This is a genomic window from Massilia sp. Leaf139, assembly GCF_001424165.1.
Lineage (GTDB): Bacteria > Pseudomonadota > Gammaproteobacteria > Burkholderiales > Burkholderiaceae_D > Telluria.
On record NZ_LMOJ01000025.1, the window covers coordinates 384,916 to 401,658 of the forward strand.

Consider the following 16,743-nt stretch of genomic DNA (forward strand, 5'->3'; position numbering starts at 1 on the left):
AGTTTATCAGCGGCAACGACTTCGGCAGATCCAACAAAAAAGCCCGTGATGACACGGGCTTGACCAGGTTTTATTGCAACGAGATCAGGTAGATTTACCGCTTCAGGTACTGATCCAGCCAGCCGATCACGGTGTGATGCCATTGCAACGAGTTGGCCGGTTTCAATACCCAGTGGTTCTCGTCCGGGAACACCAGTAGCTTGCTCTCGATGCCCTTGCGCTGCAGCGCAGTAAACGTCGACAGGGCCTGCGCGGTCGGGATGCGGAAGTCGAGGTCGCCCTGGATGACGAGCATCGGCGTCTTCCACTTGTTCACGTGGTGCACCGGGTTGAAGCGTTCGTGCTTCTTGGGCACGGCAAAGTATGGGCCGCCGTTTTCCCAGTCGGTGAACCATTGCTCTTCGGTCGAATAGGCCATGCCGCGCGTATCGAACACGCCATCGTGGTTCACCAGGCATTTGAAGCCGTCGGGCCAGTTACCGGCGATCCAGTTCATCATGTAGCCGCCGTAGGAGGCGCCCAGCGCGCAGCTGCGCTCGCGATCGAGCCACGGGAACTTCTTGACGGCCGCCGCCAAGCCTTTTTGCAGGTCGACCAGGGGCGCGCCGCCCCAGTCGCCGCTGATGGAATCGGTGAACTTCTGGCCATAGCCGGTCGAGCCGTGGAAGTCGATGAAGACGGTGGCGTAGCCGGCGCCCGCGTACACCTGCGGGTTCCAGCGGTAGCTCCAGGCGTTGCCGAAGCTGCCCTGCGGGCCGCCGTGCACCAGGAAGGCGACCGGGTATTTCGCGCCCGGCGTGGCGTTCCACGGTTTCATCACGTAACCGTAGACCGTGTCGCCGTTCGCGCCCTTAAACGAGAACTGTTCGAATTCGCCGAAGCGCACGTCGGCCAGTTTCTCGGCATTGTTCTTGGTCAGCTGTTTCGGCGTACCGCTGCGCAGCGCCGTCGTGTACAGCTGGGCCGGCGAGTTCAGCGCCGCCTGGGTGTAGGCGATGGTGTCGCGGCGCATGTCGAAGGCGCCGATCGAACCATTGCCAGTCAGTGGTTTGACGCTGCCGCCGGCGACGTCGATCGCGAACAGGCGGTGCTGGCCCACATCCTCGGCATCGACGACGAGCGTCTTGCCGTCCGTGCTCCACTGCAGGGCGCCAGCCGAGCGATCCCAATTGGCCGCCAGCTTGCGCTTCTTGCCGCTCGCGACATCCATCAGCATGATCTGGTAGCGGTCGGCCTCGAAGCCGGGGCGCGCCATCGCCAGGTAGGCCAGGGTCTGGCCGTCGGGCGAGAACACGCCCTTGGCATCCCAGGCCGGATTGTCGGCGGTAAGATTGCGCGGCGCGGCATTGCCCGCGGCCGGCACGCTGTACAGGTCGAAATTGGTCGACCAGGCTTCGGTCTTGCCGGCGATGCGCACCGAGAACACGATGGTCTTGCCGTCCGGGCTGAAGCGGTATTTCTCGCGGTCGCCGAAAGGTTTCGAAGGCACGTCGCCATCGAGTGCGCCAGACAGGCTGACCGGCGCCGTGCCGACGCGGCCATTGGCGTCGAGCGGGGCCGAGAACAGCACCGCGTTGCGGCCGTCGGCCCAGGTATCCCAGTGGCGCACGAACAGGCGGTCGTAGACGCGCCCGCTCGCCTTGTTCTTGCCCTGCTTCTCCATGCGCTCCTTGGTGCAGGCGAGGTCGGGGCAATCGCGGAACACGGCCAGGCTGAAGGCGATGCGGTCGCCGATCGGCGAGACCCGGAAATTGTCGACGTCGAGCGGCAGGTTCGTCACCTGCGTCGGCTCGCCGCCGCCCGCGGCCTGGCGCCAGACCTGGGAGCTGCCCGAACGGGTCGACAGGAAATAGATGGCGTCACCGGACGGCGACCATTCCGGATCGGAGCTGCTGCTGTCGTGCTGCGCCAGCGCTTTCGGCGCGCCGGATGCGCCCAGGTCGGCGACCCACAGGCTGGTATGCCCGCGGTTTTTGCCAAGGTCGGTGCGACGCACCGTGTAGACGACGCGGCTGGCGTCCGGCGAGACGGCCGGGCTGCCGACGCGTTCCAGGTTGACCAGGTCTTCCACCGTAAAACCGCGCGGCGCGGCCACGGCAGTGGAGGCGGCCAGGGCCGTCGCCAGTGCTAACAAACGTAAAGTCATCGATTCCTCTTTGAGCGTGTCTCGGGTGTTGTTCTTGTCCGCAAGGCACGGTCGTGCCTGGGCGAAGGCAGCAATTTAACATGCTGCGGGGGAGGAACGACGTTTGCCGCACGGATGGCCAGGCTGCCCCGACGGTGTGCGCTGCCCCGGACGGCAAGACCGGCATCTTCGAGAGTTCGCCGGCCCAGGCCAGCGCGGCATACCGGGTTGTCGACTAATCCTTACAGCGCCGCCGTCCAGTCGCCCGATTTCCCGCCGTGCTTCTCCAGCACCCGGATATTCGTCATCACCATCCCGCGATCCACCGCCTTGCACATGTCGTAAATGGTCAGCAGTCCCACCTGCACGGCGGTCAGCGCTTCCATTTCGACCCCGGTCTTGCCGTGCAGTTCGACCTGGGCGCGGCAGTGGACGCTGCTGGCGGCCGCGTCGACCTCGAAGTCGACCGCCACGCGGGTGATCGCCAGCGGGTGGCACAGGGGAATCAGGTCGCTGGTACGCTTGGCGCCCATGATGGCGGCGATGCGGGCGATGCCGAGCACGTCGCCTTTTTTCGCGTTGCCCGACACGATCAGCTGCAGGGTTTCCGGCTTCATGCGAATGGTGCCGGCGGCCACCGCCACCCGGTGGGTCTCGTTCTTGGCGCCGACGTCGACCATATGGGCCTGGCCGGCGGCGTCGAAATGGGTCAGCTGGTCGGCGGCGGGCGCAGTTGCGGGGGCGGCTTGCGGATCGGTCATGTCGGCTTGGTATGCTTGGGTAAGAAAGTGTTTCAGGGCGCGGCAAAGCGTCTGCGGATGGGGTTATCATAGCATCGTGAAACCGCTGACCCATCCCACGTCGCCGCCCGCGCGCTCCCGTTGGCGCCGTTCGCTGGCCGTCCTGCTCGTGTCGGTCACGGCGGGCGTCGTCCCGGCCGCCGCGCCGGCCCAGTCCTTCAACAACGTACCCAGTTCGGCACGCCTGCCGACCCTGGGCGACACCGCGCGCGAAGACCTGTCGCCGATCGTCGAGCGCAAGCTGGGCGAGGAAATCATGCGCGAGATCCGGCGCGACCGCGATTTCCTCGACGACGATGCGATCGGCGAGTACCTGAACAATTTCGGCGGCGCCCTGGTCGATGCCGTGCCCGGCGCGCGCGGCGAGACGAATGCCGACTTCACCTTCTTCCCGGTGCGCGACGGCGCGATCAACGCCTTTGCGCTGCCGGGCGGCTTCATCGGCATCCATTCGGGCTTGCTGCTGGCGGCCCAGACCGAATCGGAGCTGGCCTCCGTCGTCTCGCACGAAATCGGCCACGTCTCGCAGCGCCACATCGCGCGCATGCTCGGCCAGCAGCGCCAGGACGCACTGCTGCCGCTGGCCTCGTTCATCCTGGCGGCGCTGGCGGCGAAAGCCAGTCCGGATGCGGCGATGGGCGTGCTGATGGGCGGACAGGGCCTGGCCGTGCAGCGCCAGCTGAACTTCAGCCGCGACGCCGAGCGCGAGGCCGACCGCGTCGGCTTCCAGATCATGAGCGCCGGCGGCTACGACACTTCGGGCATGGTGGCTTTCTTCAAGCGCCTGCAAAGCGCGAATAAAGTGTATGGCGAGATCCCGGCTTTTCTGAGCAGCCACCCGCTCACGAGCGAACGCATCGTCGATATCCAGGCGCGTATCCGCGAAACGCCGTACCGGCAGCGTCCCGACACGATCGAATTCCACCTTGCCAAGGCGCGCGCGCGGGTGCTGCAGGATCTGGGCACGACGGCGCGGCGCGATACCCGTACCACGCTGCAATCCCAGCTGGCCCAGCAGCACCGCCAGCAGCAGGTGGCGGCGCAGTACGGCTTGTCCTTCCTGTCGCTGAAAGAGGGAGACCTCGCCGCGGCGCGCAGCTGGTTCGACAAGGCGCGCGCCACCATGCGCCCGAAAGAGGGCGTCTTCTCGGCCGCGCCGGCCAGCGACGGCGGCGCCATGTTCGCCGTGCTCGACCTGGAAATCAAGCTCGCACCCGGGCAGCCGCAAGAGGTGATCCAGCAGGCCCTGCGCGATGCCCAGGCCGCCACCAACCGCTATCCGCTCTCGCGCGCGCTGGCGCGCCAGTACGCCGACGCCATGATCAACGCCGGCAAGCTCGACGATGCGACGCGCTACCTGCGCGACCAGGTGCAGCTCTACCGCGAGGATCCGAAGCTGTACGACCTGCTGGCGCGCGCGTACTCGAAGCAAGGAAAAATCGCGCTGCAACACATGGCGCTGGCCGAATCCTATGTGCTGGCCGGGGCGCTGCCGGCCGCCGTCGACCAGCTGAATTTCGCGCGCAAGGCGAGCGACGTCTCGTTCTACGAACAGTCCGTGATCGACGCGCGCGAACGCGAACTGAAGGCGCGCCAGAAGGAAGAAAAAGAAGAAGAGAAGGGCAGATAAGCCGCCCATGCGCCCGGTTCTGCTTCCCATCAAGCTGACGCGGCAGGTCTCCGGCGCGACCGTGGAATACATCCTGGCCGGCGCCGGCGTGCCGAGCGTGGTGCTGGTGAACGGCGCCGGCGGGCCGGTCGAAGGCTGGTTCAAGGTCTTCGCTAAACTGGCCAGCGCCCGCTGCACCTTCGCCTGGAACCGTCCCGGCATCGACCATTCCAGCAAACCGGCGGTGCCGCAGACGGCGCACGAGGTGGTCGAACACCTGCGCGAGATCCTCAAGGCTCTCACGGTGCCGCCGCCCTATGTGCTGGTCGGGCATTCGCTGGGCGGCCTGGCCGTGAACCTGTTCGCGCGCCTGTATCCGGAGGAGGTGGCGGCCGTGGTGCTGCTGGAAGCAACCGCGCCCGACGACGTGCGCGTCTTGCCGCGCTTCGAGAACGGCGCGCAGCGCTGGCTCAAACGCCTGACGCGGCGCCTGCTGCCGCCGCATCCGTTCGACGAGACCGAGCATCTGGAGGCCAGCATGGCCGAACTGGATGCGGCGCCGCCGTTTCCGCCAATTCCCCTGATGGTCGTGACCGGTGCGCAGCCGGCATTAAGCTGGGCAACGCCGAAAGCCTTGTTGACCGCGCGGGCGCGGCATCAGCTGGAGTTGGTGAGCTTGTCGCCGCTCGGGCGGCAGGTCATGGCGCAGAACAGCGGCCACTTTCCGCAGTTTTCGGAGCCGGAGTTGGTGTGCGACGTCATCGATGCCGCCGCGCGCGAAGGGATGGCGCGCCTGCGACCCGCTTGACGTAGGGTGGGCATGCCCACGTGACGCACGTCGCCGCGAGCCGGTGGCCTGGCCATCTCCAGCGGCATTCACGCCGGCAAGCGATCTGTCACCATGTCCGGCCGCGCGATGCGTCCGTAACGCGTGGGCATGCCCACCCTACAAAGGCGATCCGTTTCGAGTGTGATTAGGCGAGCAGCGCCGGTGTCCCCGACAGTTGTTGGCAGTTGCGCACCGTAGGGGTCATTGAGGCCAAGGGCCTCAATGACGGGTTCAACGGGCCTCCGTGCCCACGTGTTACGCACGTTTCCGCAAGCCGATAGCCATACCGAACTCCTTGGGGCGTCTCCATTTGCGCCGTCATTCGCGCCAACGAGCGATACGTTACCGTACGTGGCTGCGTGAGACGTCCGTACCGCGTGGGCGCGGGGGCGCCCACCCTACAACGGCGTCCGTTTCAAGCGTGATCAGGCGTCAGGTGCCGGCGTAGGCACAAAGTTGAAATGCTGCGCCAGCGATGCGCGCGCGATGCGTTCCACCGGCACCGCCTCGCCGCGCCAGCGCAGGGTCAGTGTCCCGGCACCGCCATCGAGCCAGCGCAGCAGCGCCTCGTCGCCAGCCGGCTTGCCATCGAGCTCCAGTGCCTCGAACAATTGCGCCACATCGCGGTCGTCGAGCTGGGCGACGACGTCGCCTGTCTGCACGATGGCGATGCCGACCTCGGTCAGGTACAGGCGCTCGATGTTGGCGAGCGCCGCGCCGGTATGCAGCAGCAACCCCTGGGCCGGATCGGTGCGCGCGATATACGGCGCCGCTTCCAGGTTCACGTAGACGCGCTGCGGGCCGTTCTGGAAGTACCAGCGGCCGGCATCGTCATGTCCGTAGTTGCGGTTGATAAAGCCAACCAGCGCAGCGTTGTTGAGTTTGTCGCCGGCCGCGTTCGCCTGCTGGGCCGCTTCGTCGCGCATGCGCCAGCCGCCGCGCGCGTCGAGCGCGAGCCAGCCGTAGCAGTGCGGCACGTTCGGCCATTTGGCCATTGCCTGTTTTACGATGTCATCCATGGGAGGGAGCTTCGCACAGTTCAGCGCGAGCCGGCGCGCCGCAGGTACCGGCGACTTCATCGAAGAAGGAGAGAATGCGCCGCGGCAGCCAGTCGATCCGGCCCGGGAAGGGCCCGACCGGGAAGCCGACATGGCCGCCTTCGTCCGGGTACTCCAGCGTCACCGCCTTCGATGCGGAGCCCGGCAGATGCCGGCCCGGCAGGAAAGGATCGTTGCGCGCATTCAGCACCAGGGTCGGCACGGTGATCTCGTGCAGCACGTGGCGCGCGCTGGCGCGGTGCCAGTAGTCGTTGGTGTCGCGGTAGCCGTGCAAGGGCGCGGTGACGACGTTATCGAAGGCGTAGAGGTCGCGCGCGGCGAGCAGGGCCGAGCGGTCGAACAGGCCGGGAAACTGTTCCAGTTTGGCCAAGCATTTCGGTTTCAGGGTCTGCAGGAACATGCGCGTATACAGCATGTTGAAACCCGAGGACAGGGCTTCGCCGCCGCGCGCCAGATCGAGCGGGGCGGAAATCGCCGCGGCAGCCGTCACGAAACCGGCGGCGCTGCCCGATTCGCCCACCCAGCGCAGCAGGGCATTGCCGCCCAACGACACGCCGGCGGCGAACAGCGGGCCGGGTGCGCGCCCGCGCAGGCGTTCCATGATCCAGGCGATTTCCAGCGAGTCGCCCGAGTGATAGAAGCGCGCCGTGCGGTTCGGTTCGCCCGAGCAGCCGCGGAAATGCGGCACCGCGCCCGACCAGCCACGGGCCTTGAGCGCCGCCATCAGGCCGCGCGCGTAATGGCTGTTCGACGAGCCTTCCAGCCCGTGGAACAGCACAACCAGGGGTTTACCCGGCTCGCCGTCGACGAAATCCACATCGACGAAATCCTCGCCCAGGGTCGGATGGTGGGTCGTCCAGCGCTCGCGCCGGTAGGCCACCGCCGGCTTATCTACCAGCGTGGCGGGATAGATGGTTTGCAGGTGGCCGCCGGGCAGCCACCGTGGGGCGCGATAGCTCATTGGTGCATGTCGACGCGCCGCATCCGCATCAGTGGTGCTTGAAGGCCACGCCTGGGGCCAGGCGGTAGTGGGTGCCGCAGTACGGGCACTTGGCCGTGCCCTCATGGTCGAAATCGAGGAAGACGCGCGGGTGCGACGACCACAGCGGCATGGCCGGGTTCGGGCAGTGGGCCGGCAGATCCTTGGCCTCGAGTTCCACCACAGGCATCGTCTTGTCAGTCATTCAAATTCTCCGGTACGCAAAGTTGGGCAAAGACAGGATTTTAACGGATAAGAGCGGCAGTTTCGAATGATCGGTAGAATGACGAATCGATCACGGCCGCCCGGCCAGCCTTCTCCCCGGTTCAATGCCCTTCAGTCCTCGTTTCCTTCGCCGCTCTCCCGATTCAGCCTGTTGCAGGACGGCGACATGAACGCGCCCGAGCCTGTTCAGCACACCGCCGTCACCGAACGCCACGATCCCGCCCTCTGGCAGGAAGGCTTGCGTACCGGCCTGCCGAGCCTGTTCGGGATTGCGGCCTGGGGCCTGGTGGTCGGTATCGCCATGGTCAAGACCGGGCTGACGCCGCTGCAGGCCAGCGGTATGACCTTATTGGTGTTCGCAGGTTCCGCGCAGCTGGCCTCCTTGCCCCTGATCCTGGCGCATGCGCCGATCTGGGTGATTTTCGCCACCGCCATGGTCGTCAACCTGCGCTTCGTGATCTTCTCGGCCCTGCTCGCGCCCCATTTCACGCACCTGCCCTGGCGCCAGCGCCTGATGTACGGCTATATCGCCGGCGACCTGACGGTGGCGATGTTCCTGCAGCGCTTTCCGACCGCGGCGCCCGTGCCGGGCAAATTGTCCTATCTGAAAGGGCTGGTATTCCCGAACTGGACGGCCTGGCAGGTGGGTTCGCTGACCGGCATTTTCGTCGGCAGCGCGATCCCGGCCGAATGGGGCCTGGGCTTTGCCGGCACGCTGGCCATCCTGTGCATCACGGTGCCGCTGGTGGCGAATAGCGCGGCCCTGTGCGGGGTGCTGGTGGCCGGCGCCGTCTCGGTGATCGCCAATGGTTTCCCTTATAAACTCGGCCTGCTGGTGGCGGTGTTCGCCGGCATGCTGGCGGCGATGGCGACCGAAGCCGTGCTGGAACGAAGAAAGTCGCGCCATGGCTGAATGGGAAATCTGGGCCACCATCGTGGTACTGGCCCTGTCGACGGCAATCACGCGCAGCGGCTTCTGGCTGATCGGACACAAAGTCGCGATTCCGCCGCGCGTCCAGGAAATGCTGCGTTATGCGCCGGCCTGCGCGCTGGCGGCGATCATCGGGCCGGATCTGCTGCTCGACGCCGGCGGCGGCGTCCACCTGGAACTGGGCAATCCAAAGCTGCTGGCCGGTATTGCCGCGCTCGGTTTTTATCTGTGGCGCCGTAACATGTTGCAAACCATCGTGTTCGGCATGCTGGTCTTCACTCTGTTGCGTGTCTTGCACGTTTTTGGTGCTGCTCAATAAGTGGCGTGCGGTAGAATATCGTTCTTTCACTATTTCACTGTTGAGCCGACATGGACGCCGTTCTCAGTTTCACCCGCTTGCAAGACCTGATCGACCGCGATGCGCTGAAGGATAAGCGCGTCTTCATCCGCGCCGACCTGAATGTGCCGCAGGATGACAACGGCAACATCACCGAAGACACCCGCATCCGCGCTTCCATCCCCGCCATCCAGGCGGCCGTGAAAGCCGGCGCCGCCGTCATGGTGACCTCGCACCTGGGCCGCCCGACCGAGGGTGAATTCAAGCCGGAAGACACGCTGGCGCCGGTCGCCGCGCGCCTCTCCGAACTGCTCGGCCAGCCGGTCGAACTGAAGCAGAACTGGACGGACGGCGTGGACGTCGCCCCAGGTCAGGTCGTACTGCTGGAAAACTGCCGCGTCAACAAGGGCGAAAAGAAAAACGCCGACGAACTGGCCCAGAAGATGGCCAAGCTGTGCGACGTGTACGTGAACGATGCCTTCGGCACCGCCCACCGCGCCGAAGCGACCACCCACGGCATCGCCAAGTTTGCCCCGGTCGTCGCGGCCGGCCCGCTGCTGGCCGCCGAACTCGACGCCCTCGGTAAAGCCCTGGGCCAGCCGGCGCGTCCGCTGCTGGCGATCGTCGCCGGCTCGAAAGTGTCGAGCAAGCTGTCGATCCTGCAAAGCCTGGCAGGTAAAGTGGACAACCTGATCGTCGGCGGCGGCATCGCCAACACCTTCATGAAGGCCGTCGGCCTGAACATCGGCAAGTCGCTGGTCGAGAACGACCTGGTCAATGAGGCCAAGCAGATCATCGACATGATGAGCGCGCGCGGCGCCTCGGTGCCGATTCCTGTCGATGTCGTCTGCGCGAAAGAGTTCTCGCCGACCGCCGCCGCCACCGTCAAGGACGTGGCCGACGTGGCTGACGACGACATGATCCTGGACATCGGCCCGAAGACGGCCGCCATGCTGGCCGAGCAAGTGAAGCAAGCCGGCACCATCGTCTGGAACGGCCCGGTCGGTGTGTTCGAATTCGACCAGTTCGCCGAAGGCACGAAGACGCTGGCGCTGGCCATCGCCGGGTCGCAGGGCTTCTCGATCGCCGGCGGCGGCGACACCCTGGCCGCGATTGCCAAGTACGACATCGGCGACCAGATCGGCTATATCTCGACCGGCGGCGGCGCCTTCCTCGAGTTCCTGGAAGGGAAGACCCTGCCGGCAGTCGAGATCCTGCTGCAGCGAAACGCAAAATAATGAGTGCCAGCGCAGCCCCGAGGCTGCGCTTCTCTTTTCAGAATCGAGGATCCCAACCCATGCACGCCATGCGCCCCCTGTACAACGCCACCAAGATCGTTGCCACCATCGGCCCTGCATCGACCGATTTCGACATCCTTGTCAAGATGATCCGCGCCGGCGTCGACGTCGTGCGCCTGAACTTCTCGCACGGTAAGGCGCAGGATCACATCGACCGCGCCGCGCTGGTGCGCCGCGCCGCCGCCGAGTGCGGCACGGAAGTGGCGATCATGGCCGACATGCAGGGGCCGAAGATCCGCGTCGGCAAGTTCGAAGAGGGCAAGATCTTCCTGAACAATGGTGACCGCTTCATCCTCGACGCCAAGTGGGGAGAAAATGGCGAGCTGGGCAATCAGGAACGCGTCGGCCTCGACTACAAGGCCTTGCCGCGCGACGTGCGCCCGGGCGACCGGCTGCTGCTCAACGACGGCCTGATCGTGCTGGTGGTCGACAAGGTCGCCGGCCACGAGATCTGCACCACGGTGAAGGTGGGCGGCGAGCTGTCGAACAACAAGGGCATCAACCGCCAGGGCGGCGGCCTGACCGCGCCGGCGCTCACCGCCAAGGACATGGAAGACATCAAGACCGCGATGAGCTTCCAGGCCGACTACCTCGCGATCTCCTTCCCGAAGAGCGCGACCGACATGGAAATGGCGCGCCAGCTGGCCAATATCGCGGGCGAACCGTATGCCCACAAGCCGATGATGATCGCCAAGATCGAGCGTGCCGAAGCGATTCCCGTGCTGCAGGAAATCCTGGACGCCTCGGACGGCATCATGGTCGCGCGCGGCGACCTGGCCGTCGAGGTGGGCAATGCCGCCGTGCCCGCGCTGCAAAAGCGCATGATCCGCATGGCGCGCGCGTCGAACAAGCTGGCGATCACCGCGACCCAGATGATGGAGTCGATGATCGTGAACGCCGTGCCGACCCGCGCCGAAGTCTCGGACGTGGCGAATGCCGTGCTGGACGGCACCGACGCCGTCATGACCTCGGCCGAAACGGCCTCCGGTAAATACCCGATCGAGACGGTCGAGATGATGGCCGCGATCTGCCTGGAGGCGGAACAGTCGGAATACAACAAGCTCGACGCCGACTTCCTGAACGTCGAGTTCACCCGCATCGACCAGTCGATTGCCTACGGCACCTTGTTCACCGCTCACCACCTGGCGGTGAAGGCGATCGTCGCCCTGACCGAATCGGGCTCGACGGCACTGTGGATGAGCCGACATAACATCGACACCCCGATTTTTGCCCTGACCCCGTCACAAACGACGCAGCGCAAGGCCTCCCTGTATCGCAACGTGCGAGCATTCCACCTGCTGCAGGAAGGCGGCAGCCACGCCGTGCTGCGCAAGGCGGAAGAGCTCCTGATCAAGGAAGGCATGGTCAACCCGGGCGACACCATTGTCGTCACCTGGGGCTCGCCGATGGGCGAGGCCGGCGGCACCAACGCGCTGAAAATCGTGCGGGTCGGCGAGACGTACAAGGATTAACAGAATAAATGGCGGCTTCGTGTTGTCGAAGCTTCTAAACGGTTTTTTTATCTTGGAGTACTACCATGGCACTCGTATCACTGCGTCAATTGCTGGACCATGCTGCTGAAAATGGCTACGGCCTGCCGGCGTTCAACGTCAACAACCTCGAGCAAGTCCAGGCCATCATGGCCGCGGCCGACGCCACCAACAGCCCGGTGATCATGCAAGCCTCGGCTGGCGCGCGCAAGTATGCCGGCGAAGCCTTCCTGCGTCACCTGATCGACGCCGCCGTCGAAGCCTACCCGCACATCCCGGTCGTCATGCACCAGGATCACGGCCAGTCGCCGGCAGTCTGCATGGCCGCGATCCGTTCGGGTTTTAGTTCCGTCATGATGGACGGTTCGCTCGAAGCGGACGGCAAGTCGGTCGCTTCCTACGAATACAACGTCGAAGTGTCGAAGGAAGTCGTCAAGTTCGCGCACTCGATCGGCGTGACGGTGGAGGCGGAACTGGGCGTGCTCGGTTCGCTGGAAACCATGAAGGGCGACAAGGAAGACGGCCACGGCGCCGACGGCACCATGACCCGCGAGCAGTTGCTGACCGACGTCGCGCAAGCGGCCGACTTCGTCGCCCGCACCCAGTGCGACGCCCTGGCCATCGCCATCGGCACCTCGCACGGCGCCTATAAATTCACCCGCAAGCCAACCGGCGACATCCTGGCGATCGACCGCATCAAGGAAATCCACGCGCGCATCCCGAACACCCACCTGGTGATGCACGGTTCGTCGTCGGTGCCGCAAGACCTGCTGGCGATCATCCGCGAATTCGGCGGCGACATGAAGGAAACCTATGGCGTGCCGGTCGAAGAGATCCAGGAAGGCATTAAGCACGGCGTCCGCAAGATCAACATCGACACCGACATCCGCCTGGCCATGACTGCCGCGATCCGCAAGTACATGTTCCAGAACCCGTCGAAGTTCGACCCGCGCGATTACCTGAAGCCGGCGCGCGAAGCCGCCACCGAGATCTGCAAGGCGCGCTACATCTCCTTCGGCTGCGAAGGGCAGGCAAGCAAGATCAAGCCGATCCCGCTGGAAAAGATGGCCGAGCGTTACAAGGCCGGCGAGCTGGCGCAAGTCGTCAAGTAAACCGTCAGTGTGAACGGGCTGCTGCGGCAGCCCGTGCTTCTTTCATGTTCTTAGCGGCGCGCCGTTTCACGCGGCCCGCCGGCACCGTTTTTCTGAGTCTCCTCCCATGAACAGCCTTTATAAAACCTCGATCAAGTCCCTGCCACTGCTGGGCGTCGGCAAAGTGCGCGACAACTACGCCGTCGGCGACGACAAGATCCTGATCGTCACCACCGACCGCCTGTCCGCCTTCGACGTCGTCATGAACGAACCGATCCCGGGCAAGGGCATGGTGCTGAACCAGATGAGCGATTTCTGGTTCGAGAAGCTCGGCCACATCGTGCCGAACCACCTCACCGGCGTGGCGCCGGAAAGCGTCGTCGCAGCCGATGAAGTCGAGCAGGTGCGCGGCCGCGCGGTCGTCGCCAAGCGCTTGAAGCCGATCCTGGTCGAGGCGGTCGTACGCGGCTACATCATCGGCTCGGGCTGGAAGGACTATCAGCAAAGCGGCGCCATCTGCGGTATTCAATTGCCGGCCGGCCTGCGCCAGGCCGAGAAGCTGCCGCAGCCGATCTTCACCCCGGCCGCGAAAGCCGACATGGGCGAGCACGACGAGAACATCTCGTTCGCCGACATGGAGTCGCGCATCGGCCCGGAACTGGCAGCGAAAATGCGCGACGTCTCGATCGCCCTTTACACCGCCGCTTCCGAGTACGCCGCCACCAAGGGCATCATCATCGCCGACACCAAGTTCGAATTCGGCCTCGACGACAATGGCGTGCTGCACCTGATGGACGAAGTGCTGACCGCCGATTCCTCGCGCTTCTGGCCGGCCGATTCCTACGCGCCGGGCATGTCGCCGCCGTCGTTCGACAAGCAGTTCGTGCGCGACTACCTGGAGACGCTCTCCGACTGGAACAAGACCGCACCGGCACCAAGCTTGCCGCAGGACGTGATCGACAAGACCCAAGCCAAGTACTTCGAAGCCATCGAACGCCTGACCGGCGAAAAGCTGAAGGCCTGAATGATGAGCGAAGCAAAACCTTTGGTTGGCATCATCATGGGCTCGTCGTCCGACTGGGACGTGATGAAGAACGCAGTCGATGTCCTGAAGCAGTTCGGTGTGCCTTTCGAGGCGCAAGTCATTTCGGCACACCGCATGCCGGACGAGATGTTCACTTATGCCGAAACGGCGCGTGCGCGCGGCCTGCGCGCGATCATCGCCGGCGCCGGCGGCGCGGCCCACCTGCCGGGCATGGTCGCCGCCAAAACCATCGTGCCGGTGCTGGGCGTGCCGGTGCCCTCGAAATACCTGCGCGGCGAGGATTCGCTGCTGTCGATCGTGCAGATGCCGAAAGGCGTGCCGGTCGCCACCTTCGCCATTGGCGAAGCCGGCGCCGCGAATGCCGCGCTGACGGCGGTGGCGCTGCTGGCCGCGAACGACGACGCCCTGGCGGCCCGGCTGGAACAGTTCCGCCTGGATCAGACCGCCGCCGCCCAAGCGATGATCCTGCCTGTCTGATATTTTTATGAGCAACAAAAGTACTTCTCACAACGGCGCCTTCCTGCCCAGCGCCAATCCGCCGACCTGGCTCGGCGTGATGGGCGGCGGCCAGCTCGGCCGCATGTTCGCCCACGCCGCCCAGGCCATGGGCTACAAGGTGGCCGTGCTCGAACCGGCGGCCGATTGCCCGGCCGGGCAGGTCGCCGAGCGCCTGATCGATGCCGATTACGGCGACAGCGTGGCGCTGGGCCAGTTGTCGGCCCTGTGCGCGGCCGTCACTACCGAATTCGAGAACGTGCCGGCCGACAGCATGAACCTGCTGGCGCATGGCAGCTTCGTCGCACCGAGCGGCGCCTGCGTGTCGATCGCCCAGGATCGGGTGCTGGAAAAGCGCTTCTTTGTCGACTGCGCGCCGCAATCGGGCGTGATGCCGGCGCCGCACAAGGTGATCGCCTCGAACGAGGACATCGACGCCATCGACGACGATCTGCTGCCGGGTATTTTGAAAACCGTGCGCATGGGCTACGACGGCAAGGGGCAGGTGCGCGTCAAAAGCCGCGAGGACGTGCGCGCCGCCTTTGCCGCCATGCAGGGCGTTACCTGCCTGCTCGAGAAAATGCTGCCGCTGGCCTACGAGGTCTCGGTGCTGACGGCGCGCGGCCATGACGGCGCCTCGGTCGTGTATCCGATCGCCGAGAACGTGCACCGCGACGGCATCCTGTTTACCACGGTCGTGCCGGGGCCGAACGTTTCGCCCGAATGCGCGCAAAAGGCGCAGGACGCGGCGCGCGCCATCGTCGCCCAGCTCGGCTATGTGGGCGTGCTGTGCATCGAATTCTTCGTGCTGACGGACGGCAGCCTGGTCGTCAACGAAATGGCGCCGCGCCCGCACAACAGCGGTCATTACACGATCGACGCCTGCATGACGAGCCAGTTCGCGCAGCAGGTGCGGGCGATGGCGCGCTTGCCGCTGGGCGACGTACGCCAGCATTCGCCGGCCGTGATGCTCAATATTTTGGGCGACGTCTGGTTCGAGGGCGACACGCTTCGCGAACCGGCCTGGGATCGGGTGCTGGCGCTTCCGGGCGCTTTTGTCCACTTGTACGGCAAGGACGATCCGCGCCGCGGCCGCAAGATGGGCCATGTCACCTTCGTTGCGCCGACGCTGGACGAAGCGCAGGCGCAGTTGCAGGCCGCCTGCGCCATCCTGGGGATCGCAGCGTGAGCCAGGACATCGATATCACGGCCATCGAAGCGGCCGCGCGTGCCCTGGAAGGGGGAAACCTGGTCGCCTTCCCGACCGAGACCGTGTACGGCCTCGGCGCCGATGCCGAGAACCCGGCGGCGGTGGCCGCCATCTACGCCGCCAAGGGCCGCCCGCAGGATCATCCGGTGATCGTGCACCTGGCGCCGGAAGCGGACATCGCGCACTGGGCCGCCGAGATTCCGCCGGAAGCGCATGCCCTGGCGAACGCCTTCTGGCCCGGCCCGCTGACCATGATTTTGAAGCGCGCGCCCAACATTCCGGACGCCGTCAGCGGCGGCCAGGACACGGTCGGTTTGCGCTGCCCCGCGCACCCGGTGGCGATCGCCCTGCTGCGCGCCTTCAAAGGCGGACAGGGCGGCGTCGCGGCGCCGTCGGCGAATAAATTCGGCCACGTCAGCCCGACCCTGGCCCAGCACGTGCGCGACGAGTTCGGCGCCGACGGCACCGTCGCCACGGTGCTCGACGGCGGCGCGTCGCAAGTCGGCATCGAGTCGACCATCGTCGACCTGTCGCGCCTGGCCACCCACGGCCCGGTGCTGCTGCGGCCCGGGCACGTCAGTGCGGAGGCGATTGCCGCCGTGATCGACCAGATCCCGGCCGCGCCTGACGTTGCTGCGCCGCGCGCCTCCGGCACGCTCGAATCGCATTACGCGCCGCACACGCCGGTGGCGATGCAGGACACGGCCACGCTGGTGCGCACCCTGGAGCAGATGGCGGCGGCGGGACGCAAGGTCGCGCTGATCCATTATTCCGACCTGTGGAATGCCCATGCCAGCGAGCGCCTGCCGGCCACGCCGGAAGGATTTGCGCATGCCTTGTACGCGGCTTTGCGCGCGATGGACGGGCAAGGGGCGGACGTGATCCTGGTCGAGGCGCCGCCGCAGGACGGGGCCTGGCTGGGAGTCAACGACCGCCTGCGCCGTGCGGCACATGGTTCGACCGGGATCGTGCATGGCTTGTTGAATCGCGACGCTGAGGTGTAAGCCTCATCCGGCGCGGGCGTGCACCGTTTCCACGCGGGCATGCCCGCCCTACGTTACACCACGCTGCGGTACACGGTAGGGCGGGCATGCCCGCGTGCAGAATGCGCACCGCGATAACGCAAGCAAACCCGCATCAATCGCGTCCTCTAACACCCACGCCACACCCATATTTCCTAGCACCCAAGCTGTTACCTTTCGAGATATTACGCAAGGCAAT

17 protein-coding genes are annotated in these 16,743 nt (G+C 65.6%); 12 read left to right on the forward strand and 5 right to left on the reverse strand.

The annotated features are described in order from the left end of the window. Positions 1-94: 94 nt before the first annotated feature. The gene (locus ASF77_RS19500; protein WP_056343217.1) at positions 95-2,146 is read right to left on the reverse strand and encodes a S9 family peptidase; all 2,052 of its coding nucleotides are present in this window, start codon (positions 2,144-2,146) and stop codon (positions 95-97) included. Between the two features lie 80 nt (positions 2,147-2,226). Between ASF77_RS19500 and ASF77_RS24420 the strand changes: the two genes are divergently transcribed. After that, complete coding sequence (locus tag ASF77_RS24420; RefSeq protein WP_156648948.1) at positions 2,227-2,364, forward strand: hypothetical protein; 138 nt, start codon at positions 2,227-2,229, stop codon at positions 2,362-2,364. Positions 2,365-2,367: 3 nt separating this feature from the next. Here the strand turns inward: ASF77_RS24420 and moaC are convergent, their stop codons facing one another. Next, a complete protein-coding gene (gene moaC, locus ASF77_RS19505; protein ID WP_056343220.1) occupies positions 2,368-2,886 on the reverse strand; it encodes a cyclic pyranopterin monophosphate synthase MoaC in 519 nt (172 codons plus the stop codon). Positions 2,887-2,962: 76 nt separating this feature from the next. On the opposite strand from moaC, the gene ASF77_RS19510 reads away from it, so the two are divergent. Then, the gene (locus tag ASF77_RS19510) at positions 2,963-4,555 is read left to right on the forward strand and encodes a M48 family metalloprotease (RefSeq protein WP_229445503.1); all 1,593 of its coding nucleotides are present in this window, start codon (positions 2,963-2,965) and stop codon (positions 4,553-4,555) included. Between the two features lie 7 nt (positions 4,556-4,562). Next, on the forward strand, positions 4,563-5,342 hold the full coding sequence (locus tag ASF77_RS19515; RefSeq protein ID WP_056343223.1) for an alpha/beta fold hydrolase: 780 nt from the start codon (positions 4,563-4,565) through the stop codon (positions 5,340-5,342). A 446-nt stretch (positions 5,343-5,788) separates the two neighbouring features. On the opposite strand, the gene ASF77_RS19520 is transcribed toward ASF77_RS19515, so the two are convergent. Genes ASF77_RS19520 through ASF77_RS19530 form a run of 3 tightly spaced genes read right to left on the reverse strand, consistent with a single transcriptional unit; the run spans position 5,789 to position 7,605 of the window. Further along, positions 5,789-6,382 carry a DUF2946 family protein gene (locus ASF77_RS19520; RefSeq protein WP_056343225.1) on the reverse strand — a complete coding sequence of 198 codons (594 nt, stop codon included), beginning with the start codon at positions 6,380-6,382 and terminating at the stop codon, positions 5,789-5,791. Next, a complete protein-coding gene (locus ASF77_RS19525) occupies positions 6,375-7,382 on the reverse strand; it encodes a YheT family hydrolase (protein WP_056343227.1) in 1,008 nt (335 codons plus the stop codon). Before ASF77_RS19525 ends, ASF77_RS19520 begins: the two co-directional genes overlap by 8 nt. Positions 7,383-7,410: 28 nt before the next feature. Then, the gene (locus ASF77_RS19530; protein WP_056343230.1) at positions 7,411-7,605 is read right to left on the reverse strand and encodes a zinc-finger domain-containing protein; all 195 of its coding nucleotides are present in this window, start codon (positions 7,603-7,605) and stop codon (positions 7,411-7,413) included. Between the two features lie 186 nt (positions 7,606-7,791). Between ASF77_RS19530 and ASF77_RS19535 the strand changes: the two genes are divergently transcribed. The 9 genes from ASF77_RS19535 (at position 7,792) to ASF77_RS19575 (ending at position 16,526) form a co-directional block, all read left to right on the forward strand. Then, the gene (locus tag ASF77_RS19535) at positions 7,792-8,538 is read left to right on the forward strand and encodes an AzlC family ABC transporter permease (protein ID WP_056343231.1); all 747 of its coding nucleotides are present in this window, start codon (positions 7,792-7,794) and stop codon (positions 8,536-8,538) included. Next, positions 8,531-8,875 carry an AzlD domain-containing protein gene (locus ASF77_RS19540; protein WP_056343235.1) on the forward strand — a complete coding sequence of 115 codons (345 nt, stop codon included), beginning with the start codon at positions 8,531-8,533 and terminating at the stop codon, positions 8,873-8,875. Before ASF77_RS19535 ends, ASF77_RS19540 begins: the two co-directional genes overlap by 8 nt. 50 nt (positions 8,876-8,925) lie before the next feature. Then, a complete protein-coding gene (locus tag ASF77_RS19545; RefSeq protein WP_082493915.1) occupies positions 8,926-10,131 on the forward strand; it encodes a phosphoglycerate kinase in 1,206 nt (401 codons plus the stop codon). Positions 10,132-10,190: 59 nt separating this feature from the next. Continuing rightward, on the forward strand, positions 10,191-11,663 hold the full coding sequence (gene pyk, locus ASF77_RS19550; protein WP_373961953.1) for a pyruvate kinase: 1,473 nt from the start codon (positions 10,191-10,193) through the stop codon (positions 11,661-11,663). A gap of 65 nt (positions 11,664-11,728) precedes the next feature. Continuing rightward, entirely contained in the window at positions 11,729-12,793 is a 1,065-nt protein-coding gene (fba, locus tag ASF77_RS19555) for a class II fructose-bisphosphate aldolase (RefSeq protein WP_056343239.1), read from the forward strand. Between the two features lie 106 nt (positions 12,794-12,899). Beyond that, positions 12,900-13,796, forward strand: a complete 897-nt coding sequence (locus ASF77_RS19560; RefSeq protein WP_056343243.1) for a phosphoribosylaminoimidazolesuccinocarboxamide synthase — start codon at positions 12,900-12,902, stop codon at positions 13,794-13,796. Continuing rightward, complete coding sequence (gene purE / locus ASF77_RS19565) at positions 13,797-14,294, forward strand: 5-(carboxyamino)imidazole ribonucleotide mutase (RefSeq protein WP_056343247.1); 498 nt, start codon at positions 13,797-13,799, stop codon at positions 14,292-14,294. It abuts the gene before it with no gap. A gap of 7 nt (positions 14,295-14,301) precedes the next feature. Next, on the forward strand, positions 14,302-15,501 hold the full coding sequence (locus ASF77_RS19570) for a 5-(carboxyamino)imidazole ribonucleotide synthase (protein WP_056343250.1): 1,200 nt from the start codon (positions 14,302-14,304) through the stop codon (positions 15,499-15,501). Then, the gene (locus tag ASF77_RS19575; RefSeq protein ID WP_056343254.1) at positions 15,498-16,526 is read left to right on the forward strand and encodes an L-threonylcarbamoyladenylate synthase; all 1,029 of its coding nucleotides are present in this window, start codon (positions 15,498-15,500) and stop codon (positions 16,524-16,526) included. The genes ASF77_RS19570 and ASF77_RS19575 overlap by 4 nt, the downstream gene beginning before the upstream one ends. Positions 16,527-16,743 lie beyond the last annotated feature (217 nt).

Excerpts from the sequence above, each read along its gene's own strand:
- pyk (WP_373961953.1), top strand. The coding sequence starts at position 10,191 with ATGCACGCCATGCGCCCCCTGTACAACGCCACCAAGATCGTTGCCACC.
- ASF77_RS24420 (WP_156648948.1), top strand. The coding sequence starts at position 2,227 with ATGCTGCGGGGGAGGAACGACGTTTGCCGCACGGATGGCCAGGCTGCC.
- ASF77_RS19570 (WP_056343250.1), top strand. The coding sequence starts at position 14,302 with ATGAGCAACAAAAGTACTTCTCACAACGGCGCCTTCCTGCCCAGCGCC.
- ASF77_RS19530 (WP_056343230.1), bottom strand. The coding sequence starts at position 7,605 with ATGACTGACAAGACGATGCCTGTGGTGGAACTCGAGGCCAAGGATCTG.
- ASF77_RS19535 (WP_056343231.1), top strand. The coding sequence starts at position 7,792 with ATGAACGCGCCCGAGCCTGTTCAGCACACCGCCGTCACCGAACGCCAC.
- fba (WP_056343239.1), top strand. The coding sequence starts at position 11,729 with ATGGCACTCGTATCACTGCGTCAATTGCTGGACCATGCTGCTGAAAAT.
- ASF77_RS19515 (WP_056343223.1), top strand. The coding sequence starts at position 4,563 with ATGCGCCCGGTTCTGCTTCCCATCAAGCTGACGCGGCAGGTCTCCGGC.
- moaC (WP_056343220.1), bottom strand. The coding sequence starts at position 2,886 with ATGACCGATCCGCAAGCCGCCCCCGCAACTGCGCCCGCCGCCGACCAG.
- ASF77_RS19500 (WP_056343217.1), bottom strand. The coding sequence starts at position 2,146 with ATGACTTTACGTTTGTTAGCACTGGCGACGGCCCTGGCCGCCTCCACT.
- ASF77_RS19545 (WP_082493915.1), top strand. The coding sequence starts at position 8,926 with ATGGACGCCGTTCTCAGTTTCACCCGCTTGCAAGACCTGATCGACCGC.
- ASF77_RS19540 (WP_056343235.1), top strand. The coding sequence starts at position 8,531 with ATGGCTGAATGGGAAATCTGGGCCACCATCGTGGTACTGGCCCTGTCG.
- purE (WP_056343247.1), top strand. The coding sequence starts at position 13,797 with ATGATGAGCGAAGCAAAACCTTTGGTTGGCATCATCATGGGCTCGTCG.
- ASF77_RS19525 (WP_056343227.1), bottom strand. The coding sequence starts at position 7,382 with ATGAGCTATCGCGCCCCACGGTGGCTGCCCGGCGGCCACCTGCAAACC.
- ASF77_RS19560 (WP_056343243.1), top strand. The coding sequence starts at position 12,900 with ATGAACAGCCTTTATAAAACCTCGATCAAGTCCCTGCCACTGCTGGGC.
- ASF77_RS19520 (WP_056343225.1), bottom strand. The coding sequence starts at position 6,382 with ATGGATGACATCGTAAAACAGGCAATGGCCAAATGGCCGAACGTGCCG.